A 26,490-nucleotide genomic window follows, 5' to 3' on the forward strand; every position below is an offset into this window, starting at 1 on the left:
TGATTCTCTTAACTATTCATTACGGCAATGAGTTCAATACTGATATCTTGGAATCCAGCTGGTACATAGACACAGATAGATTCTGACTCAAGCATACGTTGATACAATTCGTGATGTGGTTCGATTTCAAAATAGCTGACACCAGAACGTACTGGAATTGCAGTTGGCACCTGCATTAAATGATGGAGTGGAACCGCTGGAAGAGCGGCAATAACACGTTGTTCTACATCAATTGTACTACCCACTTTAAAGCGCAATGGAACGATCTGGATCAATTCATGGGTTTGCATCATGCTGCTTGAAACCGCAATATAGAGACGAGTGTCACGGGTAATTTTGTCAGACTCAAGACTACCAACCCAATACGATGGTCGTGTTTCTTTTAAAGCAATGCTGAAATAACGGCTCGAAATAATGGTGTCTAATAAATCTCTTAGAATCAGATCAAGCTGTTGGAAACTGTCTTGTAATTGGTGATGCTTATACTGTGGCAAATGATCCACATCATACGCAGTCGAAAAGGTCAGTAAAGATCCAGTTAAACGCAATAATTCTGAAAATAAACGCTCAGGATGGATCAATGGATATTGCAACAGGTGATTCAAGCCTGCATAAGCCGTATTTAAAGCATTGATTAACCAGAACGAAACGATATCACCCGAACGGAATTCAATGAGTTTCTGTTCATTTTCACGATTGTTGCTTTGAATGGTTTTAATTTTTGCCTTAATAACGTTGAGCGTACGCTTTAAATTATTAATTAAAGATTCAGAAGCCGCGATATGTAAAATAGGTGGAATAAATTTATTATCCAGCTCAAAATGACCTGAGCTTTGACGCTTAATCTTGGCGACTGGAATATATAAGAAGCCATCTAAATTTTGACTAGGTTGAATATGCTGTTCTAACAATTTGAATTCGGCACGACGACGTAACAAATTCAGTTCAGCAGGGCTAGCATCAGTAAACAGATCATGTGTTTCAGTCAAATAGTTATGATAACGACTAGAAACTGAACGTGTTTCATCAGCAATGTTTTTCTTATTGGCCTGCAAAATTGGTAGTGCCAGATAAACCGTCATTTCACCTTGTAGATTAAGGTCATCTAATAACAATGGTTCTGGCAATAAGTCTTGTGCAGGCGCATGATAAATTTCACCATCTTGCCAAATGATTTCGACTTCTTGCAAAGCTAGAATATGAGTAGAAAGTTGAACTTCATCGAACTTTAATTTCTGCACACCGTAGGCATGTGGAATCATTGCTCGAATCGTATGATTCAAGCGTTGCTCATGGTAGGTGTCTTGAATCTGGAAATGCTGAGGACGTAAAAATAAGCCTTCACCCCAAAGAATCTTTTCTGCTTTAAACATATTTATTTACCAACAATTATTCGTATTCATTCTTTGGCTGAACACCAAGGGTGTCCTGTAGCATTTGTAAAGGATGTTCATCCTTAATCACTTGGGTTAGCCATTCATGCAACGGCATTTGACTCCACTTGATGGTTTTCTGCAGCATATAGCTGACAGGACTATGCGGCTCATTCTTTTGAAAATAAGTGGCAATTTCTTGCAATACCCGCATTGCCTGTTCGCGATTTTCGACATGCGATTGAACTTGTGGCTGGAAAGACAGCTGGTTTTGGGGAGCAGAAGATTGTGTCGTCACGGGTTGTACCATCGGCGTTGTCGATGTTTCGATTTCAGTAATGACAGTTTGAGTCGGTTGCTCAAACAAATCGGTCTTATAAATCTTTTTCAGTGTGATATGAATGGTGTCTAAGCTTGAATCGATTGCCGCAAAACTCGGCGAGTCTAAACCAAGCAGACCATCTAAAACCTGTTTCAATGTTGCCCATTGTTGTAGGATCTCATTAAAACGTTGATAGTTTTGACGCTGAAAATTTTTATCTGTATTTGATAAGGCTTGTTCGAATTGCTCTAATTCTGTCGAACCACTTGAACCCTCATAATCATCGCTTTGTTTACGACGGATATTCTCGTGATAAAGAAAGTTGTCGTAGTCGAGCAAATGGTAATAAGGCGCATGATTGATCAAAGAAACTTTTTTGATCAATAGCGGCAGTTGGTTAATCAAGCCCTGTAATAAGCCAATACGTTGATCTAGATCCTCATCTTCAACTTCAGGGTGTAGGGTTAACCAATATTGTTCTAATAAGCGATGGCTAAGCTCGAGACTTTTGGAAATTCCTGCAAAACCATAAAGGTTTGCCCAAGCTTCTGAGAGCCAAGTGAGTAAACGGATATCTTTACTTTTCGATTGGAGTAAATCTATAGATGTCGTTGCAACAAAGTCCCAATCGGCCTGTTTAGGTTCAGTGACCCAGTCACCTTGATCAAGCAGTACATCATCTTGGGTCTTTGCTTTTTTAATTGCATGAAACTCATTTGAAAATGAGTAATCCTCACCACAAGGTGACTGCTCATTAATAGGCGTTAGTAAAGATAAAATATCCATATGCATCACAAATTTGGCTCAATCTTAAAATTTACACTTCAGCTTTGGTTTTTTTAGTTGAACGTTTCTTGGTTACTTTCTCAACTGGATCTAACTGATAGGTAATTTCATCATCTTTAGTATCAATCACAATTAGTTTTGGTAACTTATGTTCCGCGAGAGCCACTAAAATTTCAGTTGCCAATGCAGGAAGGACGGTTGAGTTGAGGATGTTGTCCACATTTCGTGCGCCGCTATCCACTTCGGTACAACGGCTTAACAATAATTCGATTAAATCATCAGAATACTGAACCTTGGTTGCATACTGCTTTTCAATACGATCAACAATTTTCCCAAGCTTGTGTTTAATAATCCGAACCAATAACTCATCATGCAGTGGGAAGTAAGGCACAATGCGCATACGACCAATAAAGGCTGGTTTAAACTGCTTATATAAACTTGGTTTTAGATGTTCGATTAAGTCTTCGGCATGTGGCCATTCTTCTACAGGTTGATTTAAGCATGCCTGCATAATTGCACTTGAGCCTGTATTAGAGGTCAGAATGATTGTGGTGTTTTTAAAGTCAATCACACGACCTTCGCCATCTTCAAGCATTCCCTTGTCGAAGACTTGATAGAATAATTCTTGAACATCACTATGTGCTTTTTCAATCTCATCTAATAGCACGACACTATAAGGATTGCGACGAACGGCTTCGGTGAGAACACCGCCTTGACCATAGCCGACATAGCCAGGAGGGGCACCCTTTAACGATGAGACCGTATGCGCTTCCTGATATTCAGACATATTGATGGTGATGAGGTGATTTTCGCCGCCATACAGCTCATTAGCGAGAGCAAGGGCAGTTTCAGTTTTACCCACACCACTTGGGCCAATCAATAGGAACACACCTTGTGGTTTGTTAGGATCTTCTAATTTTGCTTTAGAGGTTTTAATGCCTTGTACCAATTGAGTGAGCGCATAATCTTGACCCATGACGCGTTCGCCAAGCTTGTCCTCAAGGCTTAGAATTTGTTTGATTTCATCATTCACCATTTTCCCAACTGGAATACCTGTCCAATCTGAAATGATTTCATTGATGATTTGTGCATTGACACGTTCAAATACTAAAGGTGTTTGACCTTGTAATTGTGCTAAGTCCGCTCTTAGTGAAGCAATTTGTGTCTTATTGTCCTGTTCTGTATGTGCATTCAATTGCTGGATTTGTTTAACCAGCGCTAGTTCTTGCTGCCATTTAGTTTCAGTGTCTTGAATTTCTTTGTCTAAGTTTGCAAGTTGCTGATTAAGATCATCTAACCGTTCATGATGGATCGGGAACTGTTGATGTTCGTGGGTAATAATTTGATGTTCTAATTTAAGATTATGTTGTTGTGCTTTGAGTTGATCCAGAATTACAGGTTGTGCATTCTGGGTTAAAGCAACACGGGCAGAAGCGGTATCGAGTACGCTCACTGCTTTATCTGGGAGTTGGCGACCGCTGATATAGCGATGAGAGGCTTGAACTGCAGTAATAATGGCTTGATCTTCAATATGTAAATTGAAGTGACTTTGCATCACTGGAATCATGGCACGTAACATATCGATCGCCACTTCTTCGGTTGGCTCTTCAACTTTGACCACCTGAAAGCGACGGCTGAGGGCTGCATCTTTTTCAAAGTATTGTTTGTACTCAGCCCAAGTTGTTGCTGCAATGGTTCTTAATTCACCACGTGCTAATGCGGGTTTGAGTAAGTTTGCGGCATCATTTTGTCCTGCTTGCCCACCAGCACCAATCATGGTGTGTGCTTCATCAATAAATAAGATGATTGGGTGAGCAGAGGCTTGTACTTCTTGAATCACTTGTTTTAAACGATTTTCAAACTCACCTTTAACGCTTGCACCTGCTTGTAATAGACCCATGTCTAAACTATGCAGCTGTACATTTTTGAGCGCTTCAGGTACTAAGCCTTGTGCAATTTTTAAAGCCAATCCTTCAACAACTGCTGTTTTACCGACACCAGGCTCACCCGTCAAAATTGGATTGTTTTGACGACGACGCATCAAGATATCCAGCATGAGTCGAATTTCAAACTCTCGACCAATAACAGGATCGATACCACCATTTTGAGCTTTTTCAGTCAGATTAATCGTGTATTGATCAAGGGCAGGTGTTTTTGCAGCCGTGATAGTAGATTCAGTGTTTGTTGTTTGTTCAGTACTATTCGAGGTGTTTTCTGTTTGTGGTTGTTCGCTACTTTTTTCACAAATATCGAGAAACTTATGTTTCATTGTGTCGATTGGAAAACGTTCAAATAAGCTTGATGCTCTAAATGCGATTTGTTGTAAATCGGGCGCAGTTAACAATGCTATCAATAAATGACTACTACGTATTAAAGGCGTTTGTTCTGCAGAAGCGAGTAACCATGCTTGTTCAAATAACCGAATGATTGATTTTGCAAAGATGGGCGTGCGGGTATTACCTTTAGGTAAAGAAGCAATGGTTTCTTTTAAATCAGTAATTAAGGCATCAGCAGAGATATTATTTTTTTTTAATAAAATGTGTAAATCATTGACTATGTTTTGATTTAATAATTCAACGAATAGATGTTCAATCTCAATTTCATAATTCAATTGGTTAATACAATAGTTTGCAGACTTTTCTAATGCAGTACGAGTAGGAGTTGACAGTTTTGTAATTAAAACTTTTAAGTTACTCATTTATTACTCACAATAATTTTTAAATACCAAGCGCTATTTACTAACTTCTAACTTGGTATGGTTGTTTTTGCTAGAAATATTTTTTGAATAAAATCAAAAACTTAACATAACTCTGCTCGAGTATACAGATTATTCTACAACAAAAAATGTCACTTTTAAACAAAAAATGCACCAGTTTTAAATTTTTTTTTACAGGAATGTCTGTCACGAAAATTTAATAATGTTAATAAACGTAACTAGTATTGACTTTGTATGTGTTTTTTTTGTTAAATTCGCGGAAATGATGTAAATGTACAAAAATTGACGAGTAAGAGGGTTTTTTAACAATAATTGTCAGCTCTTCAATTATAAGTTAAATAATGACGAGGCATATTTTGAAAAAAGGTATTGTAATATCAATTCTTTGTATAACAGCAGGTTTAATCGGTAATTCGGCTTTTGCTGATGATAAAGAAATAAAACCAATTAAGTTAAAAAGTAAATGTCTAAAACAGAATCCGTTGGCAGTAAACCAAACGGATCATGCTTTATTAGATATTTATCAACAAGTTTGTGACAAAGATAATGCTTCGCGTGTAAACGATTTATTGGCTCAAGCAGCAATGCGTATGTATGAATTAAAGCAACCGATGAATGCTTTAAAACTGGCAACGCAGTTACAAGAGCAAAATGTACGCGGTGCTACTTTAACGGATGTTACTTTTTTAGCCAGTGTTCAAATTGCCAATGAAGCATTGCAACATATGCGCTCAAGCGAAATGCGCTATTTGAGTAATGAACTCACTTATCCACCAGCAAAACAGCTCAGTGACAGCATCCGTGTTGCTTTACCTGCTCCAGATACCTCAACGAGCAAGGCGATCACCGATGAGTCAGTCAAAAATGAGATGCGAAATACGTCGACCAATAACACAACGCGACGTACAACGAACAGAAAAGTACGTACAACCCAACCAACACGTAGTACTGTTACTCAAACAGTTGCACCGGTGAAACGTCAAACGGCTGTAACACCAACAGTTAGCAAACAACCAAATACTGTTCAAAAGGCAGGTTCGAATCCATTCGATTCGTTGAAATAATAATCAAGGGTGAAAAGTTATGGCAAAGAGAGAAAGCGTACAGAAGAAACTGCAACGCATACGTCCCCCTCGTGTACAGCTGACATATGATGTCGAAGTTGGTGATGGTAAAGAGTCAAAAGAACTCCCTTTTGTTGTGGGTGTGATGGGGGATTTCTCCGCTGCATCAGAGCTAGAAAAGACCAAATTGAAAGACAAAAAATTTATCAATGTTGATTTAGATAACATTGATGAAGTGATGGAATCTTTGGCTCCGCGTGCGGCTTTCCAAGTTGAAAATACTTTGACGGAAGAAGGTGGGCGCATGTCAGTTGACCTTACTTTCAACTCAATGGAAGACTTCCGCCCAGAGCAAGTAGTTCAACAAGTAGATCCATTACGTAAGCTGGTTGCAGCACGTGAACGTTTGACCGATTTACGTAATAAGATTTCAAACAGCGAACGTTTAGAAGATTTGCTGGATGAAGTATTAAAAAATACCGATCAAGTTCGCCAACTCAGTGCGGAGGCTGAAAATGAGTAATTTACAAGCAGCCGCTGCAGCGAGTGTTGAAGCTGAATCAGCAAATTTGTTGGACTCAATTGTTGAGCAAAGCCGTATTGCCCGTAATGACGATGAGCATGTTCGTGCAAAAAGCTTAATTGGTGAGTTGGCAAAAGAAGTCATGGCAGGAACCATTACTGTTTCTGAAAATATGACCTTGTCAATTGATAAGCGTATTGCGGAAATTGATGCATTAATTTCAAATCAATTGAGTGAAATTATGCACCATGAGCAATTCCAAAAAATCGAATCGACATGGCGTGGTCTTTATTATTTCTGCCAAGAAACACCGTCTAACTCAATGATTAAAATTCGTATGTTGAATACGACGAAAAAAGAGTTGGTGAAAGACTTCCAAGGTGCAACAGATTTTGATCAAAGCACCTTGTTTAAAAAGATTTATGAAGAAGAATATGGCTCATTTGGTGGTGCACCTTATGCAGCGTTGATTGGTGATTTCGAGTTCGATCGTACACCGTCAGATATGTATTTATTGGAACAAATTTCTCATGTTGCTGCAGCAGCACATGCGCCATTTGTTTCGGCAGCAAGCCCAAGCATTCTTGGTCTTGAATCATTCACCGATATTGATCGTCCACGTGATGTTTCAAAAATCTTTGAAACAGCTGAATACGTGCAATGGCGTTCTTTCCGTGACAGTGAAGATTCTCGTTATGTCGCATTGACCATGCCTCACGTCTTAGGTCGCCTGCCATATCACCCGAAAGAAGGTACTGCAACTGAAGGGTTTAACTTCGTTGAAGATGTTTCTGGTGAAAACCATGATGATTATTTATGGATGAATGCGGCTTATGCATTCGGTACACGTTTAACCAATGCCTTTGATATGCATGGTTGGTGTGCTGCGATTCGTGGTGTTGAGGGTGGTGGTTTAGTTGAAGGCTTGCCAGTACACACCTTTAAAACCTCAGATGGTGAAGTGGTGTTTAAATGCCCAACTGAAATTGCCATTACAGACCGTCGTGAAAAAGAACTCAGCGACCTTGGCTTTATTCCATTGGTTCACTGCAAGAACACAGATTACGCAGCCTTCTTTGGTGCGCAGTCTGCTCAAAAACCAAAGAAATATGACAGTGATACGGCGAATGCAAACTCTGCACTTTCTAGCCAAATCCAATACATCATGGCGGTATCGCGCATTGCACATTACTTAAAAGCAATGATGCGTGACAAAGTGGGAAGTTTTGCATCTGCAGGCAATGTCGAAGCATTTTTAAATGAATGGCTCTCGCAATATGTCTTGCTAGATGATGGTGCATCTCAAGAAGCAAAAGCACAATATCCGCTTCGTGAGGCATCTGTAAAAGTTGTAGAAGATCCAGCTCAACCGGGTCACTACAAGTCTGTGGTTTTCTTAAGACCACATTTCCAGCTGGATGAGTTGTCTGTTTCTTTACGACTCGTGACTGAACTACCTCAGTCCTCAAATTAACAATGAGATCAGCTAGATAATAACTTTAAATAAAATAGAGGTAATTTTTAAATGAAAGATATATATGTTGAGTTTCGTGGTAAGTACAAGGTAGACGGAGAATCTCGCGATTCTGAACACAAAGGTTGGCTAGAAGTTAACTCTTGGTCTCATAACATTCGTCAACCTAAATCTGCGACTTCTAGTAGCGTAGGTGGCCATACAGCTGAACGTGTTGAGCACTCAGACATGATCTTCGTTAAAGATTTGGATGCAACTAGTCCTAAGCTTTGGGAAGCTTGTTCTGCGGGTTATACATTTGATGAAGTACAGATCGATTACTACCGTGCAAATGGTGATAAGCGCATCAAGTACTTACAAATCAAATTGAAACACGTTCTTGTTTCTAGCGTAACACCGACTGTAAACGAAGAAGGTGTTCCAACAGAAACATTTGGTTTGAAATACGCAGCTGTTGAGTGGACTTATAACCAACAAGACATTAACGGTACTGCGAAAGGTGCTGTTACTAAGAAATGGTCACTTTCTAATAACACAGCTTCATACGCTGCGTAATCAGTATCGTGATTTTCTGATAGAGGTTAATAGGTGCCTATTAGCCTCTATTTTTCCAAGATGCTGTTCTTATAAAAATGAATTTAGATCATCTATATCCTTACGGATTCAGATCAACATTATTTGATCGTTTAGTACCAGAGCAAGAAGATTATTTAAGAGGGATGTCGATTCAGCAGTTACGAGAGTCTGTTGCTCGTGATTTGGAAGACTTGTTGAATAGTCGGATCGCACAATTTGATCGAGATATGGATGAATTTCCGCTGGCAAAAAAATCAATTTTGCAGTTTGGAATTATCGATTTCGTAGGCTTGTCGACGGCGAATCCATTGGATCGAGATAAAATTTGTCAATCGATTGAGCAGTCCATTGCAGCACATGAGCCAAGATTGCGGCAGATCAAAGTTGAGATGCTATTAGATGGGCATAATATGGGATCGCTATGTTTGAGTATTCAGGCTTACTTAAATATCCACCCCTTATATGAACCTGTTTTTTTCGATGCTTTACTCAAACCAACAACACAACAATATGTTATTTCTGCCAGAACTTAGTGTGAGCGAACAGTGATAGAGCAACTTTTACCGTATTATGAAAAACAACTACAAGAATTCGGTCAACAATCTCGAGAGTTCGCGCAGAAATATCCAAAGATTGCGCAACGTCTATCACTCAACCAAGAACAAATTGATGACCCGCATATTGAACGCTTAATTCAGGCCTTTTCCCTGATTGCTGCGCGTATTGATAAAAAATTAGCCGATAGCTATGAGCTGTTTACTCATTCTTTATTTGAGGTGATGTTCCCGCAATATTTGCGTCATTTTCCAGCCTGTACTGTGGTCAGTTTTGAAGATACCAATAAACTTAAACAATTAACTGCAGTACATTTGATTCCACAAAAAACAGCGTTGAAGTCACGCAGTTTTAAAGGCGTGCAATGCGAGTTTAACACTAGTAATGAGGTTCGATTATTACCGATCGCATTGACGCATTTGGAGTTTCAAACTTCGCCTAGCACGCATATGCATTTGAATCAAAATGCGACCTTGAGTTTGAAATTTGAAATCTTTAATGATGCCCAACAATGGATTTTGGATGAAAAATTACCGATCTATTTAGATGCTATTTCAAATTTTCCACTGCAAGTTTTGGATAGTATTTTCCGTAAAGATACGGGTTTTGCAATTCGGGTAGGGCAGCGCGTCATTGAGGTAAGTAATCCTTTTGAGGTGATGGGCTTTAGTGAACAAGAAAGTTTATTGCCGATTGATCAGCATACCCATCATGCCTATCGTTTATTGATGGAATATTTTTGTTTCCCTGAGAAGTTTAATTACTTAAATTTGGATTTGAGTGTCCTCAAAGGATTATTACAGCAGCACAACAGCTTTGAAATTTTGATCCATCTCAAACTTAATTTGAATGATCAAGCCGTGGTCCGTAATTATTCCGAGCTCAATATAGCCAACTTTAAATTATTTACCACACCGGCAATTAATCTGTTTGAAAAGCAGGCCGAACCGCAAAAGATTTCACATACCCAATTACAATATCCATTGGTCACGGATGCGCATCATCCTGAGTTGTATCAAGTCTATTCTATCCTTGAGATGAATATGGTGCGTGAAAAGACCAATCAAGAGCAAACGCATCTTCCTGTATTGCCTTTTTTTGCAATGAGTCATTATCACAATGATAAGGTTCAATTTTTCTATTCTTTAAATTATCTGCCTTCGCAGACCAAAATCATGCAAATGGGGTATTCGATTGTTTCCAAGCATTTGAAACCTTATGAAATCAAATCCGATTTTATTAGTACGCGTTTGCTGTGCTCCAATGGTGATTTGCCGCATGAAGCATTAAGTCAGAGCAATAATATTCTGAATTTAAATGACAGTAGTTTGGCAAGACGAGCCTTGATTTTAAAGCGTCCGACATCGCCTTATCATTTTGATAAAAACAGTAATGAGCAATGGCGCATTATTTCGCATCTTTCGTTGAATACCTTGGCATTGATGAAAGGGGATGCACTGAGTCATGTGAAGGAGCTTTTGGCTTTATATAACTTACCGCATACCAAAGAAAACATTTTGTTGATTGATGCATTGAAACAGCTCAACTTCTCAACCACCAATAAATTGATGAATGCAAAACCTTTCCCGATGTTTATTCGTGGGGTTAAGGCTGAGCTCTCGGTGAATAAGAGCGTTTTCCGTGGACATAGTCTCTATATTTTCAGCCAGTTATTAAGCCATATTTTTAATTTAAAGGTTCAAATCAATAGTTTTGTTGATGTGGTCGTCAAAGACAGTCTTAACCAGCAGGAGATATACCAATGCGTGCAGAACGTTGGTGGCAAGACTCTTCTGTAGTCGACCAAGTTTTTAAAAAGTCAGGTTCATTTGAATTTATTCAATCTACACGCTTGTTACGCCATCATCCGCAGGCATTACAAGCACAGGGGTGGTCTGAAGATTTTAAATTTGGCACCTCATTTAGTTTAAGTTTCCCTGCAACTGAAATTGAAGAACTCAGTTATCAAGATCAGCGTGTCCATTTAACCAATCTGGTAGTAGGACTCACAGGAACACAAGGGGCACTGCCTTATACCTATACCAATAAATTAAAACAAAGTAGCCGACAGCAGCGACTCGAGATTAAAGAGTTTTTAGGTCTGTTCAATCATAAGCTGACAGCCAAATATGTTGATGCCAGCTTAGCGTATAACTTGGCAGTGCGTTATGAGATTGAACAAGACAATCATTATCTGGACATTCTGCATGCCTTAAATGGCTATATTCGTTCTCAGCATCAACAACAAGATCTAGATGAGTATTTTGCCGAATTTTCTGGTTTGATGCAGGGGCAAAACAATACCGCGCATGCGTTAAAAACAGTGTTGTCATGTGTGTTTAATCAACAGGTTCAGATCCAAGAATTTGTCAAAGAAACCTTTCATCTGGCTGATGAGCAGAAGACCAGCTTAGGCGGTAGCAATCCAAGCCTACTGGGTGTGAATACCTTTTGTGGCGATACGGTCCAGCAAATTGATGGCAAAATCGAGATTCAAATTGGGCCATTATCTCGAGAACAGTATTTAGCTTTCCTGCCTGAGCAGCCTTTAAATAAAAAGTTAAAACACCTGATCCAGACATGGTGCAGCCCAACACTGTTTATTGACGTACGTTTAATTTTGGATAAAGGTGAAATCACCCCAATCTGTTTAAATTCTGGGCATCAGGTAGGTCTGGGCCAAGGGGCATTTTTAATGCCATCCGAACAATTACAACATAACACGGAAACACGTTATGCACTTTTAGGAGCCGCATAATGGTGAAGAAAATTTTAGCCACACTCATCAGTTGCTTTATCTTGGTCGGCTTGGTGGTGGTTTATTACTGGCGTGATATTCAATACCAACCAGAATCTGCCGATTTAATTAATTATTTCCTGATTTTGCCAGTCGTGATGACCTTGGTGTTACTGTCACCTTGGCTGATCTATAAGGCATATCAACATTATAAAGAAAAAAAGCAACACGCTTTGCAGGCTGAACAAAATGCAGAGCAGAGCTCAACCGAGTCACAGCCGATTGTACTGGAGAGTAAGTGGTTAACACTGAATCTTTATGCGGCAGGCGCATATAGTGCACTGGGTGAAAATGATTCGATTTTGGAGGGAATCAAGCAGTTTACCAGTCCCCAGTTAGATCAGGATCTGGTGAATTTTCATGGCATCCCTATTCTTTCTTATCGCATTGCAGACTTAGATCAACAGGTCCAAAGCGAGGATGATGAGGAATTGCAGTTCTTGTCGGTTCGACAGCAACGCATCATGGCGCTGATCCATCAACAAATTGAACAGCACACGGAACTTTTGGCTTCGATTTCAGACCACTTAAAGCGGTCTAGTTTGTTTTATGAAAGCCAAAACCTGCATGAATACCGGATGCACCCTGCATGGATTGATCCAAGTTTTTCGGGTGATGAGGCGCATGAGTCCATTCAGGTAGAGCAGGTCTATCGTTTGGATAAATTAAATCTGCACATTTTATTGTCTGAAGATGTGGTGCATACCTGGAATGACTTGAGTAGCAACGAAAGTATTCAGGCCATTTTTTACGATCTTGGCATCATTCCCCAAAAGTTCCATATTGAATATCACTACCTCAGTGCGGCATCGACTGAGCAACATCTGCTGGAGTTGCTTGATCGGATTCAAAACCAAGCCCATGAAATTTCATTGATCATTGCGGCAGATTCAGAAATTGATCAAGAAATTATTGATGAAAAATCTTGGGGAGCAAGTGCTTATATCCCTGCGGAATTTGTGAGCAGTAGTTGTCTGGCGAATCCTGAGGTGGAGCTAGAACAGTTACAACCCGAGAAGACCTTTAAGCTGGTCAGTAATCAAAATAATATCGATCAAATTTTCAAAGAGCTGGGGATTGATGATTTACCTCAGTATCAAGCTGAAGAACCTTTTGTATTGGTGGTTGAGGATGGTGCTGATGTCAAGGTGTCCAAAAAATTGGAACAGTTTTTTAAGCAAAGTCCAGTCGAGGCACACCATTACTTGTACTGTAAACCTATTTTTGGACACACCCAAAACGTGGCAAAACTGTTTGGATTAATGTTGGGGGCACATTTTTCTGAGTCACAAGTCGCCTTTGTTTATGGACAAAATTTACAAGCATTTATCCAAGCTGTTCCTGAGATCACACAAGATCAGGAAAGTGTAGCAATTGCTGATTAATTAACTTTATTAAGAATTCGAGAACTCAATGTATATCATTTTAGGTTATCTGTGGCAGTACATCACGAATCCTAAAGCTATTATTGCTTTATCCTTATTCGTGGCACTGATTTCTTCATACTCGTCTATTCCTCGGCATATTTTTTGGGCATTGGCAGCAACCTATGCATTGGGTTTAATCGTCTATGGCATCTATTGGCTGATTCAAAGAAAACGCCATGCAGAACAAGGTGAAGAACTGGCCAATGCGATTGAGCAAGACAGCCAAGCTGAATATGGTCAACACAAAGACAAAGCCGAGCTACAGTTAATTCAGCAGCAGATGAAAGAATCAATTCAATTGATTCGTAAATCTAAATTGGGTGATAAAAAGGGCAATGCCGCATTGTACGAATTGCCTTGGTATATGGTGATTGGTAATCCAGCTGCGGGTAAAAGTTCTGCGATCTATAATTCTGGTTTGAAGTTTCCCTTTGAAGAAACCCATCAGAAAATGGTTTCAGCGGGTTTAAGTGGAACACGAAACTGTGATTGGTTTTTTTCTACAGAAGGGATTTTGCTGGATACCGCAGGGCGTTATTCGGTTTATTCCGAAGATCATTCTGAATGGTTGGGCTTTTTAAATATTTTAAAGAAAAATCGTTCCAAAGCGCCTGTTAATGGTTTGGTCCTGATTGTCAGTATTGCTGAATTGATCAGCCAGAGTCCTGAGAACTCAATAAAATTAGCCAAAAATCTGCGCGCTCGAATTCAAGACTTAACGGAAAAACTTGAGGTCGTGGTTCCTGTTTATTTGGTCTTTTCTAAAATGGACTTGATTGCAGGCTTTACGGAGTTTTTTGATTGCTATGAGTCACAAGAATATAATCAGGCGTGGGGAGCGACCTTACCTTATGAGCAGAACTCGTCTCAGAATGCAGTGGAATTATTCGAAAAACATTACAGCATTCTTTATGACGGTTTAAAGAGTGTCAGTACCACGCATTTAAGTCGTCGCCATTCGCAGAATATTTCGCCGAGTGTAATGACCTTCCCATTGGAATTTAAAACACTCAAACCTGCACTAAAAAGTTTTGTCGGCACGTTATTTGAAGATAACCCATACCAGTTCCAACCGATTTTCCGTGGTTTCTATTTTACCAGTGCCTTACAAGAAGGTGTGATTGAAAGTCCAATGACGGAGAACATTGCGCAAGAGTTTCAACTGCAGCAAGTTCAGGGCAATGGACAAGACAACGGAAATGCTTCGCTTGCACCCAACCATGGTTATTTCTTACAAGGTCTATTCTCTAATGTGATTTTACGAGACAAAGATCTGGTGAAACAGCACATCAATCCTGCCAAAAAACGTCAACGTTATATTGGCTTTATTGCCGCTTTGGTGGGCGTTTCTTTGGTACTCGGTGTATGGGTCTGGTCATATCGCAATAACCAGCAATTGATTGCGGATGTACAGGCTGACTTAGATAAAGTGGTGCACTTGGAAAAAACCTCTGGGCAGCAATTATCCACTCAACTCGAAGCCTTATTGATTCTGCAAGAACGCTTGCAACAGCTCGATGAGTTTGATGAGCATCGTCCGCTTAAATTCAGCTTTGGCCTTTACCAAGGCAATCAGTTACGCGAGAGCTTAAAAGCCGAGTATTTGAAAGGGATCAAGCAAATTGTTCTGACCCCGACACAGCAAAATATTGCGCAATATTTACAGCGTGTTAAAAACAATGAGGCAACTTTAAAAGCCAATCACGTCAATGTCGAAATCAAACAAGTTGCGAAAACACAGCAGTATTTAGAGCCTTCGGATAGCAATCCACAAGATGCTTATAATGCATTAAAAGCCTATTTGATGATGAGCAACCATGAATATATGGATACCAGTCATTTAAGTGACCAAGTATCACGTTTCTGGCGCTCTTGGCTAGATGCCAATCGTGGACAAATGCCGCGTGGTGAGATGATTCAGGATGCAGAGAAGATTCTCTCTTATGCCATGACTTTGGCCAATCAAGATGGCTTCCCTGTACTTGAAACCGATGCCCAAGTGGTCGATCAAACCCGTCAGGTTTTATTGTCAGTGATTCGTGGTATGCCAGCACGTGACCGTGTCTATAACGAGATTAAGATGCGTGCAGCGGTACGCTTCCCAGCAGTCACGGTTGGGCAAATTGTGGGTGAACAAAACCGTGCCATTGTTTTAGGTAGCTATGCATTACCAGGTGTGTTTACCCAAAAGGCCTGGGATGAGTATGTTGAAAAGGCAATTGATGAGGCTGCGAATAAGCCAACAGACAGCAAAGATTGGGTATTAAATAGTCGCCAATCGGATGATTTAACCTTCTCTGGTAGCCCAGAACAAATCCGCAAACAATTGGTCGCGCTGTATAAGCAAGAATATGTGGCAGAATGGAAAAAATTCCTGAACGGCATTTATTATGCCAAAAACGATCAATTTGCTCAGCAAGTGAAGAGTATTGATGTTTTAGGCGAACCACAAAATTCACCAATTCGTACTTTATTACAACGCATTGCAATTGAAACCAACTGGGATAATCCAATTGTACAGGCTGAACTGGCTGTTCCTGAAAAAGGCTTTGTTGCTTGGTTTAAACGTAAAGTTCTAAACAATTCAGATGATAGAGCAGCGGCTCAAGCGATGGATCGTGCCCAAGGTGCAATTTCGCAAGAATATCAAATGTTCTATCAGTTGGTACGCAAGCGCGATGATTTACAAGATAAATCGTTATTCGATGAGTACATGAATAATCTTGCCCAAGTGCGTAGTAAGTTCAATGATCTGAAAACAGCAGGTGAGATTGGTCCAAGTGCTATGGCTTTGGTGAAACAGACTATTAATGATCAAACTTCAGTCTTTAATACCACACAGAAATATGTGGATGAAAAGATGATGGTGGGTCTGAAAGACACCGATCAACAAGTATTACAAAAATTGTTGATGACGCCACTGACACAATCTTTTGCTAGCTTGATTGTACCGACTCAGGATGAGTTGAATAAATTGTGGGGTATTCAAGCGTATCAACCATTTAAAACCAATTTGAGCCAGAAATATCCATTTAATTCGGGTGTGACTTTACAGGCCACCAGTAGTGAAATTGGTCAAATTTTTGGTGAGACGGGTAGCATTGCACGCTTTGTAAAAGAAGCTTTAGATCCATTTGTGATTCGCCGTGGTTATGTCTTGACCTCGAAAACATGGAAAGACTTAGGCATTAGCCTAAATCCACAATTTGTGGTGGCATTCCAGCAATATGTGGCACCGATCAATGGCATGGCAACAGGCAGCCTCGATCAACCTGCGGCTGCACCTGTATCCAATCAGTCCAACTTCCAGTTCTATCCATTACCGAACCCGCAATACCTATCGTATACCATTGATATTGATGGTCAGCGGATGGTGTTTGAAAATGGAATTCAACAATGGGTGAACTTTGTTTGGCCAAATCAGGGAGCAGTCCCAGGCGCACGCATTACGGCAGTTGATTTGGAAGGCAAAACCCATACGATTTTTGAAGAGCCAGGTGAATATGGGATTAACCGTTTGATCGATGCTGCGCAGCGTAAAGAGCAAAATGGTAGTTTTGAAATGACATGGACCAGCAAAGCTGAACCATCTTTAACACTGAAAGTGAATTTCCGACTCATTAGTGGTAATAGCTCAGGCAGTATTGGCTCTAGCCGTGGTTATGCAGGCTTGCAACTGGTGGATAAGGTGGTGACAGAGAAAGCGGTACGGGTGGTCTCTGCGCAAGCGACACCTGCGGGGGCAGCAGCAGCTGTCGCTCCAAAACCACAAACGCCAGCGCCTGCCCAGCCAGGAGTAACGCCGTAATGTTAGGGATGATCAGGGAACAGCAGGAGGTGCTTGGATGCAACAAGTAAAAACGACAGCTTTGTACTACGGAAAGACGCCCGCTCGTGGTGACTTTCTGAAATCCAAAGGGCAATACGCATTAATCCAGGTACTTGATCAGTGGATTACAGAAGCACTTGAACATGCCATGCGTAGCCCTGAGTTCAAGCAGCGTTATGAGTCTTTGCCTTCATTGGATTTTTTTATTGCCAATCCTGCTGAGCCAATGTTTTTGGCTGCCAATTTAATTGCCAGCCAAGACAGCTCTGGGCGCGCATTTCCGATGGTACTGAGTCAATTGCTTGAAGTTGAGCAGCCTTATCAAAATTTATTATTGGCGCCGTTTTACTATAAGTCAGTTTTGGTCGATTTATTTCAGCGCAATCGGGTATTACGTAGTATTCGTGATACCAATATTATGCTGGAAAAGCTCAACAACCTACCGAATGTGGTTCAGATTTTCACTGCCGAAGAATGCAATGGTTTTTATGAAAATCATACCATGCATTCCTTTGCCCAATTGATGAAAATCAATGTCTATGAACTGGCACAGAGCATGATTGGATTGGGACTTTTGCTGCAACCAATCTTAAAAAATGGTACCAGTCGTTTAAATAAGGTGCTGATCCTACCGATCAATAACGCGATGTACTGCTATGAAATCGCAGCATTTTGGGTTGGGATGATTGGACGCTTCTTAGGCATCAATAATACTGAAATCCTGATTGGCATTTTGCATCGTGAGGAACCAATTTTATTCATTGGTTTTCAAGGCGCGGATATCATGGCGCTCAGCGATATTTTTACTCAAAACATGCAGAGCGAGCATTGGGTATCCTTAATCCAAGCACAATGGATTGATGCCTATCTGGAGCAGAATGCAGGCCTTGCCACACTCGAACAATCACTTTGTCAGCGTCAGTTGAGCCTTAACCAAGGTTTGAAGCTGTTCAGACAAACTTTTTTAGATGAATGAATATGAGAAATAATCCGAAATCTATCTGTGCAAGTTTACTGTTTGGCTTATGTGTTATAGGCCAAAGCCATCTGCTCCACGCTGCGCCGATTGTGGTAGAGGGCGTGGTGCCCAATGAGGAGAGCAAGCAGGCAATTTTGGTCAAAATGCAGTCTGTATATGGTGCAGATCAAGTCGTGGACAAAATTCAGGTGCGCCCAGTTTCAGCGCCGAGCGGCTGGAGTGATTCAGTGACCCGCATCATCACTCCAGATCTGAAGAAGATTTCACAAGGGCAACTAAGAGTGAAAGGAACTCAGGTCGATTTAACTGGTAAAATGACCGACCCAAATCAGATTCAACCGACCACCAATAATTTTCAGGCTTTGGTCCAACAACCGTATCGATTCAATGCACAACTTTCAGTAAATCAGGCCGAGCAAAAAATCATTGATGATGCTTTGAAGAACCGAATCATTGAATTTGAATCAGGGAGTGCCATTCTGACTGCAGCAGGACAACAGATTCTGGATGAAATGGCAGTGGCGTTAAATAAGGTTGGTGGCAAGAAAGTCAAAATTATTGGGCATACTGACAGTTCTGGTGATGCCAATAAGAATACGGTATTAAGTCAGCAACGTGCTGCAGCGGTACAAAGTTATCTGGTGGGTAAAAGTATTGCTGCGGATCGTTTAAGTACCGAAGGTAAAGGTTCTAGTCAGCCAGTAGCGGATAATGCAACTGCAGACGGTCGTAAGAAAAACCGCCGCATTGAATTTGAAGTACTTTAATCATTCATAAATCCAAATGTGAGGGATGTGATTATGGCAACACCGTATATTGTTGTTGGTTGCCCAACCACAGGTGGTGGGCAGGTCATCAGTGGAAATAGCAGCTTTCTCATAGAAGGTATTCCGATTGCTTGTGTTGGGGATAAAGCTACTTGTCCAAAACATAAAACTGTGGCGACGATAGTCGCTGGTGATCCGAATATGCAAGTGATGGGTAAAGCCGCTGCTAGAGTGAATGACCCACTTTCTTGCGGCTGTAAATTATTGCCGAAACAGAATTTAGCCGTCAGAGGTTAAGGCATGATTTAAGCTTCGAATCTCGTAAAAGCTTAAAATCATTTGGCACATCTTTTGCTGAAACAGAAATTGGATAGTGATCTAGGCTATCTTTAGAAATAGACAAAGGCGTCTATTCAGCATCATTTGGTTGGTGTTTGGATAGGCGTTTTTTTATTTTGGAAAGCAAAATATGGCTAATCACTATATTTTTCAGTAAATAACGATTGAGTGAATGTTTGATTGATTGCTTATGTCGGAATTTATATGGAGATGCACTAAATTGGTGAAACACTGATTTTTTGCACCAAATGATGTTCATGGTACCTATGATTAGATCATTGAGGTTCTAAATACGCAGATGATGGATTAAGGATAACAACACTGGCGAATTGTTATTTTTAGTGTATCTTTATTAAGCGATATATTTTTAAAAACATATCGAAATTCGAGGACAAAACAATGCCAACAATGATGAAAAAAACCTATCTCTGTGCTGTCGCTTTCGGGGCGAGTTTATTGATGCAGACCCATGCAGTAGCCGCGGACGCAATTACAGTGTACGCAGCGGCAAGCTTAACCAATGCAGTGAATGAACTCGATGCAATCTATGAGCAAAAAAATAAAATTGAGGTCAAAACCTCTTATGCAGGGTCTTCAACCTTAGCCAAGCAAATTGAGGCGGGGGCACCTGCTGATGTGTTTATGTCAGCCGATGTGCAATGGATGGACTATTTACAGAATAAGCAGTTGGTTGCGCCAACTGATCGCATTAATTTACTGGGCAATCGACTGGTTGTCATTACACCTAAAGAGCGTCCGATTAAATTAAAAATGGATAAAAGTTTTGATCCAACTCAAGTAATTCAAGGCAAGCTGTGTACAGGGGATACCAAGAGCGTACCAGTTGGGAAATATGCTAAACAGGCGCTGACCTCACTAGGGTGGTGGGACAAAGTTCAACCACGACTGGTTGAAACGGAAGATGTACGTGCTGCCTTAAACTTTGTAGCGCGTGGTGAGTGTCAGGTCGGTATTGTGTATGCGACGGATGCTGCCATCAGCAAAGATGTGGTTGTGGCAGGTATCTTCCCCGAAAATACGCATCCACCAATTATTTATCCCGTGGGTTTAACCAAGAAGAATGCGGAATCGGTCAAATTCTATAAATTTCTACAAAGCGGACAGGCAAAAACGATATTTAAAAAATATGGGTTTAGCGTGTTGCAGTAACTAAATGATGATCTTAAGCCCTGAAGAAATTGAAGTTCTCAAGCTGTCCTGCAAAGTGGCAGCAGCGTGTCTGGTGTTTAGCTTAATTCCTGCAACTTTAGTGGCTTGGGTATTGGCCCGCAAAGAGTTTTGGGGAAAGTCACTATTTGAGACCTTGGTGTTCTTACCTTTGGTTTTGCCACCTGTCGTGCCCGGCTACTTATTGCTGCAATTGTTTGGTAATCGGGGACTGTTGGGGCAATATCTTGCACCGCTGGGGTTAGAGTTTGCTTTTAACTGGAAAGGCGCGGTATTGGCATCCGCGGTGATGGGCTTTCCTTTATTGGTACAATCGATTCGGCTGGCGATTGAACTGGTCGATCAACGCTTGGAGCTGGCAGCGAAAACCTTGGGTGCATCTTCCTTTGGGGCGTTTATGCAGGTGACATTACCGCTCGCCAGTAGTGGTATTTTGGTCGGTGCTATTTTATGTTTTTGCCGAAGTTTAGGTGAGTTTGGTGCAACGATTACCTTTGTTGGCAATATTGCTGGCGAAACCCGTACTTTACCGTTGGCCATGTATAGTTTGATGCAGCAACCCGATACCGAAGCCGCAGTATGGCGATTGATTATCCTGTCTTTATCGGTGGCATTCTTTGCCTTATGGTTTGCACAGTGGTTCAATCGTTATCAGAAAAATAAGCGTGGATATTCAACATGATTGATTGTCATATACAGCTTCAGCAAGGGCAATTTTGTCTGGATCAACGCTTTCAATCTGATCAGTCGGTGATTGGTTTATTTGGGGCTTCGGGTTCAGGGAAAACCACCATATTACACAGCATTGCAGGCTTAATCCGACCTCAATCGGGCTGGATTAAAATTCAGCATCAGACTTGGTTTGATCAAGGTCAGAATATTCATCTCAGTACGCAACAGCGCCGTGTCGGTTTGGTCTTTCAGGATGCGCAATTGTTCCCACATAAAAATGTCAAACAGAATTTACTGTTTGGTTTTAAGCATATTAGGCCACAACAACGTCAGTTCGAAGCGGACTATATTGTAGAGTTGCTGAAATTGGCGCATTTGCTGGAACGTATGCCGATTAAGCTCTCTGGGGGAGAAAAACAGCGAGTGGCTTTGGGACGAGCCTTACTGTACTCGCCACAATTACTTCTTTTAGATGAGCCACTGTCTGCACTGGATACCGCGCATAAAGCTGAGATCATTCCTTTTTTTCAACGCGTTAAACAGGAAATCAAGATCCCAATGTTGTATGTGAGTCATGATCATTCCGAGCTAGAACAACTGAGTGACGCCATTTGGTATTTATAGATAGCGTTGTAATAAGGTGAAAAACTTTTCGACTTCTTCCTCATCGACGTGATCAGCACCTTTTAATACATGCTCTTTTAGGTGTTGTTCGATCAATTGGTTCATTAAACCATTCACCGCACCTTTGACTGCTGCAACCTGCTGTAGAACTTCTATGCAAGAACTGTCAGGATTTGTGATTGATTTCTCGACTGCTGCGAACTGTCCTTGAATCCGCTTAAGACGATTTAAAATTTTCTTATCTTGATGGAGGTGAGACATACTTTTTTTCCTAAAAAAATATATACTAGGGGGAGTATATTGGAAGACTAAAATAAATGCAGCATAGTAACCTAGAACGACGTCATTCTCATCAGTTTGATCAAGGAAATCCCTTGGCTCAAAAAAGAATTTTAATTGCCACCATTTTGACCGCTGTAATGATGGTACTGGAAATTCTGGGCGGCTGGTTTTTTAATTCCATGGCTTTACTTGCCGATGGCTGGCACATGAGTTCACACATGCTGGCCTTGGGGCTTGCTTATTTTGCCTATCGTATGGCACGACATTATTCGCAGGATCAACGCTTTAGCTTCGGTACATGGAAAATTGAAATCTTAGCAGGGTATAGCAGTGCGATTTTACTGATGGTGGTGGCACTGTTGATGGGGATTCAGTCACTCGAGCGTTTATTTAATCCTGTCACCATTCATTTTAATGAAGCGATTCCCATTGCGATTGTGGGGCTGATCGTCAATCTGATTTGTGCATGGTTATTACATGATGGGGGACATGAGCATCATCACCATCATTCGCATAGTCACTCTCATGATGAAGCAGATCATCACGGCCATGACCATCATCATGATTTAAATCAAAAAGCAGCTTTTTTACATGTGGTTGCTGATGCTGTCACTTCGGTGCTCGCGATTATTGCCTTATTTGCGGCCAAATATTTTGGTTGGAATTTTCTGGATGCTTTGCTTGGGATCGTCGGCGCATTATTGGTTGCAAAATGGTCTTGGGGGCTGATGCAGGAAACAGGAAAAACTCTATTGGATGCTGAAATGGGGCATCCTGTGGTTGAAGAAATACGTGAGGTGATTGCCCAGTTTGCACAGGTTGAAATTACTGATCTACATGTATGGAAGGTCGGGAAAGGCAAGTTCTCTTGTATTTTAGGATTGGAAACCACCATGACTGATCTCAATCCTGATCAGGTTAAAGCGGAATTGGCGATTCATGAGGAAATTGTGCATGCCTCAGTCGAAATTCATTATATTTAAGGTAGAACGTCATCGAGTAGCGTTTTGAGCTACTCGATATATTTAATTATGCACCAATATATAAAATGAGACCGCAAAAGGCCGATGCAAAAATCACATATAACACATTGAGCTGAAATTTGAATAAAGCAATCAATGCTGCAATGATAATAAAGGCCGCTTCATAATTAAAAGCATGATCAAAACCATTTGGCCAGAGCACATGATAGCTAAAGAATAAGGCCAGATTTAAAATTACCCCGACCACAGCAGCGGTAATCGCAGTGAGTGGCGCAGTAAATTTCAATTCATTGTGGGTGGATTCAATAATTGGTGCACCAGCCAAAATAAATACAAAGGAAAATAAGAAGGTAAACCAAGTCACGATCACCGCACCCATTGCACCTGCTAAAAATAGCTGATCAGCACCCAATACAGCATGGTTATAAGCACCCAAAAAACCAACAAATGCCACCACCATAATCAATGGACCAGGAGTACTTTCACCGAGTGCCAGACCATCAATCATTTGGGTTGGACTCAGCCATGCATAATGATTGACTGCACCTTGATACACGTAGGGTAATACCGCATAAGCACCACCGAAGGTCAGTAAGGCTGCTTTAGTAAAGAACCATGCCATTTGGGTATAAGCATGTTGCCATCCCAATCCAAAAGTCAAAAGCAGCATCGGCACAAACCAAAGCAATGCAGCAATGATCAGGATTTTTACAAGATTGGCCCAACGAAAAATTGCATGGGCAGGCGTTGGTGTATCATCATCAATCAGGGCGGCCCCATAACTTTTATGACTATTTTGATGGGAAGCCTGAGCCGTAAATAAACTGGGCTTTTGCTTACTTAGCACATAGCCTGAAATGGCAGCTGCTAACACGATCAAGGGGAAAGGGACATTAAACACAAAGATGGCAATAAATGCGGCAGCAGCAATGCCCCATAAAAACGGATTTTTTAATGAGCGACTGCCAATACGATAAGTCGCATGAAAGACAATTGCTGTGACCGCAGGTTTAATTCCATAAAATAAGCCTGCAATGATGGGGACATCACCAAACTGCACATAAATCCATGATAGCGCGATCAGGATAAACAGTGAGGGGAGAACAAACAGAATACCTGCAATTAAGCCGCCCGTGGTTCGATGCATGAGCCAACCAATATAGGTGGCGAGTTGTTGTGCCTCAGGACCAGGAAGTAACATGCAGTAATTCAGCGCATGTAAGAATCGTTTTTCAGAGATCCAACGTTTATTTTCAACTAGCTCCTGATGCATTACTGCAATTTGTCCAGCGGGTCCGCCAAAGCTAATAAATCCCAATTTCAGCCAGAATAAAAAAGCCTGCCAGAAAGGAATTGCTGGCGTTGGATTTGTAGAATCCGCTGATTGCATAATGTATTCCAAAGAGTTTTCTTTTTATTTCTAGATGATAAATAAAATTGAGCATTGAGTTTATAAATTTTAGTGAGTTAATAATTCAGAATAATGAAATTATTGCACTTAGATGGGTTAATCATTATTTTTTATTGGAGTGTTCTGTTGAACTAAAATTGGTTCTGCGGCTAATTTTTCTGCCAGATACTGAATGAAGACACTCAATTTTGGTGGCACATGACGGGTAGGTGGATAGAGCAACCATGCGCCACCACTGTAATGGGTTTTAAAATGCCAATCAGGTAATACTTGAACCAAACTCCCTTGTTCTAAGGCATGGCGTGCTACGAAGTAAGGCAAACTGGCAATGCCTAAGTGTTGTAAAGCGGCACTGAGACGTACGCCAGTGTGATTGGCAGCATATCGACCACGGACTGGCACAGTCATGGATTTCTGTTCTTGCTGAAACTTCCATTTCGAGTCATTCGGTTGTTCACCCAAATAAATACATTGGTGCTGCTTTAAATCATGTGGATGTTGCGGTATGCCATGTTGCTGTAAATATTCGGGTGTGGCACAAATTAAATGATCAATATCAATCAGTTTTCGCCCCATCAAGCCACCTGGTGGTTGTTCGGTAATGCGAATGGCCAGATCGACACCATCATCAATCAAGTCAATATAACGGTCTTCCAATAGCAGTTGAATATCAATTTTTGGATACAGTGCCAAGAACTCTGGCAAGTGAGGATGCAGCATAAAATGCCCAACAGCCTTGGGCACACTGATCCGAATCACACCTTGAGGTTCGATATGAAATTGTCCCGAGCTTTCCATTACCGCATGAGCGGCATTGACCATGTCGACGCAGCGTTCATAGACCTGTTGACCACTTTCACTCAAGCGCAGTTTGCGGGTGGTGCGATGCAGTAAGCGTGTACCTAAAGCCCGTTCTAAACGGGCAATAGCGCGGCTCACGGCAGATGGGGTTGAGCCGAGCTGCCGCGCTGTTTCAGAAAAGCTTTCCGTTTCGACAACTTTGACAAAGGTTGCCATTTCATTTAACAGAACCAGACTTTGATTTGTGCTCATGAAGCAAAAGTTATTTGGATTTTGATTGGATTATCGCGCTTTAAAAATCGCAATACAATCTTTTTCCTGTAGTCATGATGGTGATAAATCAAATGTGGCAGTTGTATGGACATGAGTTTCTGGCCTTGGCATTGATCCATTTTATGGCAGTTGTGTTACCGGGTCCTGATTTTATTATTACAGTACGGCAGAGTGTTCGATATGGCTATTTAATTGGCTGTATCACTGCAATCGGCATTGGTGTCGGCATTTCGGTGCATGTGTTTTATACCTTGGTGGGTGTTGGCGTGTTGATCCAGCAAAGTGTCTGGTTAATGTCGTTATTACGTGTTGCAGGCGCGGCTTATTTGATTTATTTGGGCTGGCAATGTTTACGTAGTCAACCGAATGCCAATCTGAATATTTTGGCCGGTGAGGCGATGGGTAAACCGAGCTTAATTCAAGCCTTTAATATGGGCTTTTTGACCAATGCACTGAACCCCAAAGCAACCGTTTTCTTTTTGGCGATTTTTACTACCATTGTTAGCCCGACCACACCGTTAAAGGTTCAAATTGGTTATGGCGTCTGGATGTGTCTAGTCAATGCTGTATGGTTTATTTTGGTCAGCATTATGTTTGCTCAGCCTGTTGTACGGAAACGCTTTTTAGAGTTTGGGGTATATTTTGAACGGGTAATGGGGGTTATTCTCGGTGTAGTTGCAATACGATTGATTTGGAGTGTTGCCTTTGCCTGAATATAAAAAAGACTGC

The 26,490-nt window shown here is 41.0% G+C and carries 23 protein-coding genes; 17 read left to right on the top strand and 6 right to left on the bottom strand.

The window, feature by feature from the left end; genetic code table 11:
* Nucleotides 1-8: 8 nt before the first annotated feature.
* From tssK to tssH, 3 genes are read right to left on the bottom strand one after another with little or no spacing between them, the layout of a single operon-like run.
* A complete protein-coding gene (gene tssK, locus F885_RS03985) occupies nt 9-1,373 on the bottom strand; it encodes a type VI secretion system baseplate subunit TssK (RefSeq protein WP_005205118.1) in 1,365 nt (454 codons plus the stop codon).
* A gap of 16 nt (nt 1,374-1,389) precedes the next feature.
* Entirely contained in the window at nt 1,390-2,487 is a 1,098-nt protein-coding gene (gene tssA, locus F885_RS03980) for a type VI secretion system protein TssA (RefSeq protein WP_005321843.1), read from the bottom strand.
* Between the two features lie 25 nt (nt 2,488-2,512).
* The gene (gene tssH / locus F885_RS03975) at nt 2,513-5,179 is read right to left on the bottom strand and encodes a type VI secretion system ATPase TssH (protein WP_005321845.1); all 2,667 of its coding nucleotides are present in this window, start codon (nt 5,177-5,179) and stop codon (nt 2,513-2,515) included.
* 374 nt (nt 5,180-5,553) lie between these two features.
* Here tssH and F885_RS03970 point away from each other — a divergent pair, with 374 nt between their 5' ends.
* From F885_RS03970 to F885_RS03900, 15 genes are all read left to right on the top strand, one after another.
* Entirely contained in the window at nt 5,554-6,261 is a 708-nt protein-coding gene (locus F885_RS03970; RefSeq protein ID WP_032859715.1) for a hypothetical protein, read from the top strand.
* A gap of 19 nt (nt 6,262-6,280) precedes the next feature.
* Nucleotides 6,281-6,784, top strand: coding sequence for a type VI secretion system contractile sheath small subunit (gene tssB / locus F885_RS03965; protein WP_004805522.1), 504 nt, complete (start codon nt 6,281-6,283; stop codon nt 6,782-6,784).
* Nucleotides 6,777-8,258 (top strand): type VI secretion system contractile sheath large subunit, encoded by a 1,482-nt coding sequence (tssC, locus tag F885_RS03960; protein ID WP_005190398.1) that lies wholly within the window; start codon nt 6,777-6,779, stop codon nt 8,256-8,258. The genes tssB and tssC overlap by 8 nt, the downstream gene beginning before the upstream one ends.
* A 51-nt stretch (nt 8,259-8,309) precedes the next feature.
* Nucleotides 8,310-8,813 carry an Hcp family type VI secretion system effector gene (locus F885_RS03955; protein WP_004654761.1) on the top strand — a complete coding sequence of 168 codons (504 nt, stop codon included), beginning with the start codon at nt 8,310-8,312 and terminating at the stop codon, nt 8,811-8,813.
* 77 nt (nt 8,814-8,890) lie between these two features.
* Nucleotides 8,891-9,367: a type VI secretion system baseplate subunit TssE gene (gene tssE, locus F885_RS03950; RefSeq protein WP_004654759.1), complete on the top strand. Its 477-nt coding sequence runs from the start codon at nt 8,891-8,893 to the stop codon at nt 9,365-9,367.
* A 12-nt stretch (nt 9,368-9,379) separates the two neighbouring features.
* Nucleotides 9,380-11,188, top strand: coding sequence for a type VI secretion system baseplate subunit TssF (gene tssF, locus F885_RS03945; protein ID WP_005321848.1), 1,809 nt, complete (start codon nt 9,380-9,382; stop codon nt 11,186-11,188).
* Nucleotides 11,152-12,147 (top strand): type VI secretion system baseplate subunit TssG, encoded by a 996-nt coding sequence (gene tssG / locus F885_RS03940; protein ID WP_005321850.1) that lies wholly within the window; start codon nt 11,152-11,154, stop codon nt 12,145-12,147. The genes tssF and tssG overlap by 37 nt, the downstream gene beginning before the upstream one ends.
* Entirely contained in the window at nt 12,147-13,571 is a 1,425-nt protein-coding gene (locus F885_RS03935; RefSeq protein ID WP_005321852.1) for a hypothetical protein, read from the top strand. Before tssG ends, F885_RS03935 begins: the two co-directional genes overlap by 1 nt.
* A gap of 28 nt (nt 13,572-13,599) precedes the next feature.
* Entirely contained in the window at nt 13,600-17,421 is a 3,822-nt protein-coding gene (gene tssM / locus F885_RS03930; RefSeq protein WP_005321854.1) for a type VI secretion system membrane subunit TssM, read from the top strand.
* A 37-nt stretch (nt 17,422-17,458) separates the two neighbouring features.
* Nucleotides 17,459-18,418, top strand: coding sequence for a type VI secretion system-associated protein TagF (gene tagF, locus F885_RS03925; protein ID WP_005205103.1), 960 nt, complete (start codon nt 17,459-17,461; stop codon nt 18,416-18,418).
* The gene (locus tag F885_RS03920) at nt 18,415-19,188 is read left to right on the top strand and encodes an OmpA family protein (RefSeq protein WP_005321858.1); all 774 of its coding nucleotides are present in this window, start codon (nt 18,415-18,417) and stop codon (nt 19,186-19,188) included. Before tagF ends, F885_RS03920 begins: the two co-directional genes overlap by 4 nt.
* 33 nt (nt 19,189-19,221) lie before the next feature.
* Nucleotides 19,222-19,485 carry a PAAR domain-containing protein gene (locus F885_RS03915; protein WP_004654745.1) on the top strand — a complete coding sequence of 88 codons (264 nt, stop codon included), beginning with the start codon at nt 19,222-19,224 and terminating at the stop codon, nt 19,483-19,485.
* A 441-nt stretch (nt 19,486-19,926) separates the two neighbouring features.
* Nucleotides 19,927-20,697, top strand: coding sequence for a molybdate ABC transporter substrate-binding protein (modA, locus tag F885_RS03910; RefSeq protein WP_005321861.1), 771 nt, complete (start codon nt 19,927-19,929; stop codon nt 20,695-20,697).
* 4 nt (nt 20,698-20,701) lie between these two features.
* Nucleotides 20,702-21,397: a molybdate ABC transporter permease subunit gene (modB, locus tag F885_RS03905; protein WP_004654738.1), complete on the top strand. Its 696-nt coding sequence runs from the start codon at nt 20,702-20,704 to the stop codon at nt 21,395-21,397.
* A complete protein-coding gene (locus F885_RS03900) occupies nt 21,394-22,011 on the top strand; it encodes an ATP-binding cassette domain-containing protein (RefSeq protein ID WP_005321864.1) in 618 nt (205 codons plus the stop codon). Before modB ends, F885_RS03900 begins: the two co-directional genes overlap by 4 nt.
* Here the strand turns inward: F885_RS03900 and F885_RS03895 are convergent.
* Nucleotides 22,006-22,272 (bottom strand): metal/formaldehyde-sensitive transcriptional repressor, encoded by a 267-nt coding sequence (locus F885_RS03895; protein ID WP_004805533.1) that lies wholly within the window; start codon nt 22,270-22,272, stop codon nt 22,006-22,008. The genes F885_RS03900 and F885_RS03895 overlap by 6 nt on opposite strands.
* Before the next feature lie 56 nt (nt 22,273-22,328).
* Here F885_RS03895 and dmeF point away from each other — a divergent pair, with 56 nt between their 5' ends.
* Complete coding sequence (gene dmeF / locus F885_RS03890; RefSeq protein ID WP_005321867.1) at nt 22,329-23,276, top strand: CDF family Co(II)/Ni(II) efflux transporter DmeF; 948 nt, start codon at nt 22,329-22,331, stop codon at nt 23,274-23,276.
* A gap of 46 nt (nt 23,277-23,322) precedes the next feature.
* On the opposite strand, the gene chrA is transcribed toward dmeF, so the two are convergent.
* A complete protein-coding gene (chrA, locus tag F885_RS03885) occupies nt 23,323-24,666 on the bottom strand; it encodes a chromate efflux transporter (protein ID WP_005321869.1) in 1,344 nt (447 codons plus the stop codon).
* A 117-nt stretch (nt 24,667-24,783) separates the two neighbouring features.
* Nucleotides 24,784-25,740 carry a LysR family transcriptional regulator gene (locus F885_RS03880; protein WP_005321871.1) on the bottom strand — a complete coding sequence of 319 codons (957 nt, stop codon included), beginning with the start codon at nt 25,738-25,740 and terminating at the stop codon, nt 24,784-24,786.
* Nucleotides 25,741-25,832: 92 nt separating this feature from the next.
* On the opposite strand from F885_RS03880, the gene F885_RS03875 reads away from it, so the two are divergent.
* Nucleotides 25,833-26,474 (top strand): LysE family translocator, encoded by a 642-nt coding sequence (locus tag F885_RS03875; RefSeq protein WP_032859719.1) that lies wholly within the window; start codon nt 25,833-25,835, stop codon nt 26,472-26,474.
* Nucleotides 26,475-26,490: the final 16 nt, after the last annotated feature.

The sequence above is a fragment of the Acinetobacter higginsii genome (genome assembly GCF_000369845.1).
GTDB classification, from domain to species: Bacteria; Pseudomonadota; Gammaproteobacteria; order Pseudomonadales; family Moraxellaceae; genus Acinetobacter; species Acinetobacter higginsii.

Excerpts from the sequence above, each read along its gene's own strand:
- tssK (WP_005205118.1), bottom strand. The coding sequence starts at position 1,373 with ATGTTTAAAGCAGAAAAGATTCTTTGGGGTGAAGGCTTATTTTTACGT.
- tssA (WP_005321843.1), bottom strand. The coding sequence starts at position 2,487 with ATGCATATGGATATTTTATCTTTACTAACGCCTATTAATGAGCAGTCA.
- tssH (WP_005321845.1), bottom strand. The coding sequence starts at position 5,179 with ATGAGTAACTTAAAAGTTTTAATTACAAAACTGTCAACTCCTACTCGT.
- tssB (WP_004805522.1), top strand. The coding sequence starts at position 6,281 with ATGGCAAAGAGAGAAAGCGTACAGAAGAAACTGCAACGCATACGTCCC.
- tssC (WP_005190398.1), top strand. The coding sequence starts at position 6,777 with ATGAGTAATTTACAAGCAGCCGCTGCAGCGAGTGTTGAAGCTGAATCA.
- F885_RS03955 (WP_004654761.1), top strand. The coding sequence starts at position 8,310 with ATGAAAGATATATATGTTGAGTTTCGTGGTAAGTACAAGGTAGACGGA.
- tssE (WP_004654759.1), top strand. The coding sequence starts at position 8,891 with ATGAATTTAGATCATCTATATCCTTACGGATTCAGATCAACATTATTT.
- tssG (WP_005321850.1), top strand. The coding sequence starts at position 11,152 with ATGCGTGCAGAACGTTGGTGGCAAGACTCTTCTGTAGTCGACCAAGTT.
- F885_RS03935 (WP_005321852.1), top strand. The coding sequence starts at position 12,147 with ATGGTGAAGAAAATTTTAGCCACACTCATCAGTTGCTTTATCTTGGTC.
- tssM (WP_005321854.1), top strand. The coding sequence starts at position 13,600 with ATGTATATCATTTTAGGTTATCTGTGGCAGTACATCACGAATCCTAAA.
- tagF (WP_005205103.1), top strand. The coding sequence starts at position 17,459 with ATGCAACAAGTAAAAACGACAGCTTTGTACTACGGAAAGACGCCCGCT.
- F885_RS03920 (WP_005321858.1), top strand. The coding sequence starts at position 18,415 with ATGAATATGAGAAATAATCCGAAATCTATCTGTGCAAGTTTACTGTTT.
- F885_RS03915 (WP_004654745.1), top strand. The coding sequence starts at position 19,222 with ATGGCAACACCGTATATTGTTGTTGGTTGCCCAACCACAGGTGGTGGG.
- modA (WP_005321861.1), top strand. The coding sequence starts at position 19,927 with ATGCCAACAATGATGAAAAAAACCTATCTCTGTGCTGTCGCTTTCGGG.
- modB (WP_004654738.1), top strand. The coding sequence starts at position 20,702 with ATGATGATCTTAAGCCCTGAAGAAATTGAAGTTCTCAAGCTGTCCTGC.
- F885_RS03900 (WP_005321864.1), top strand. The coding sequence starts at position 21,394 with ATGATTGATTGTCATATACAGCTTCAGCAAGGGCAATTTTGTCTGGAT.
- F885_RS03895 (WP_004805533.1), bottom strand. The coding sequence starts at position 22,272 with ATGTCTCACCTCCATCAAGATAAGAAAATTTTAAATCGTCTTAAGCGG.
- dmeF (WP_005321867.1), top strand. The coding sequence starts at position 22,329 with ATGCAGCATAGTAACCTAGAACGACGTCATTCTCATCAGTTTGATCAA.
- chrA (WP_005321869.1), bottom strand. The coding sequence starts at position 24,666 with ATGCAATCAGCGGATTCTACAAATCCAACGCCAGCAATTCCTTTCTGG.
- F885_RS03880 (WP_005321871.1), bottom strand. The coding sequence starts at position 25,740 with ATGAGCACAAATCAAAGTCTGGTTCTGTTAAATGAAATGGCAACCTTT.
- F885_RS03875 (WP_032859719.1), top strand. The coding sequence starts at position 25,833 with ATGTGGCAGTTGTATGGACATGAGTTTCTGGCCTTGGCATTGATCCAT.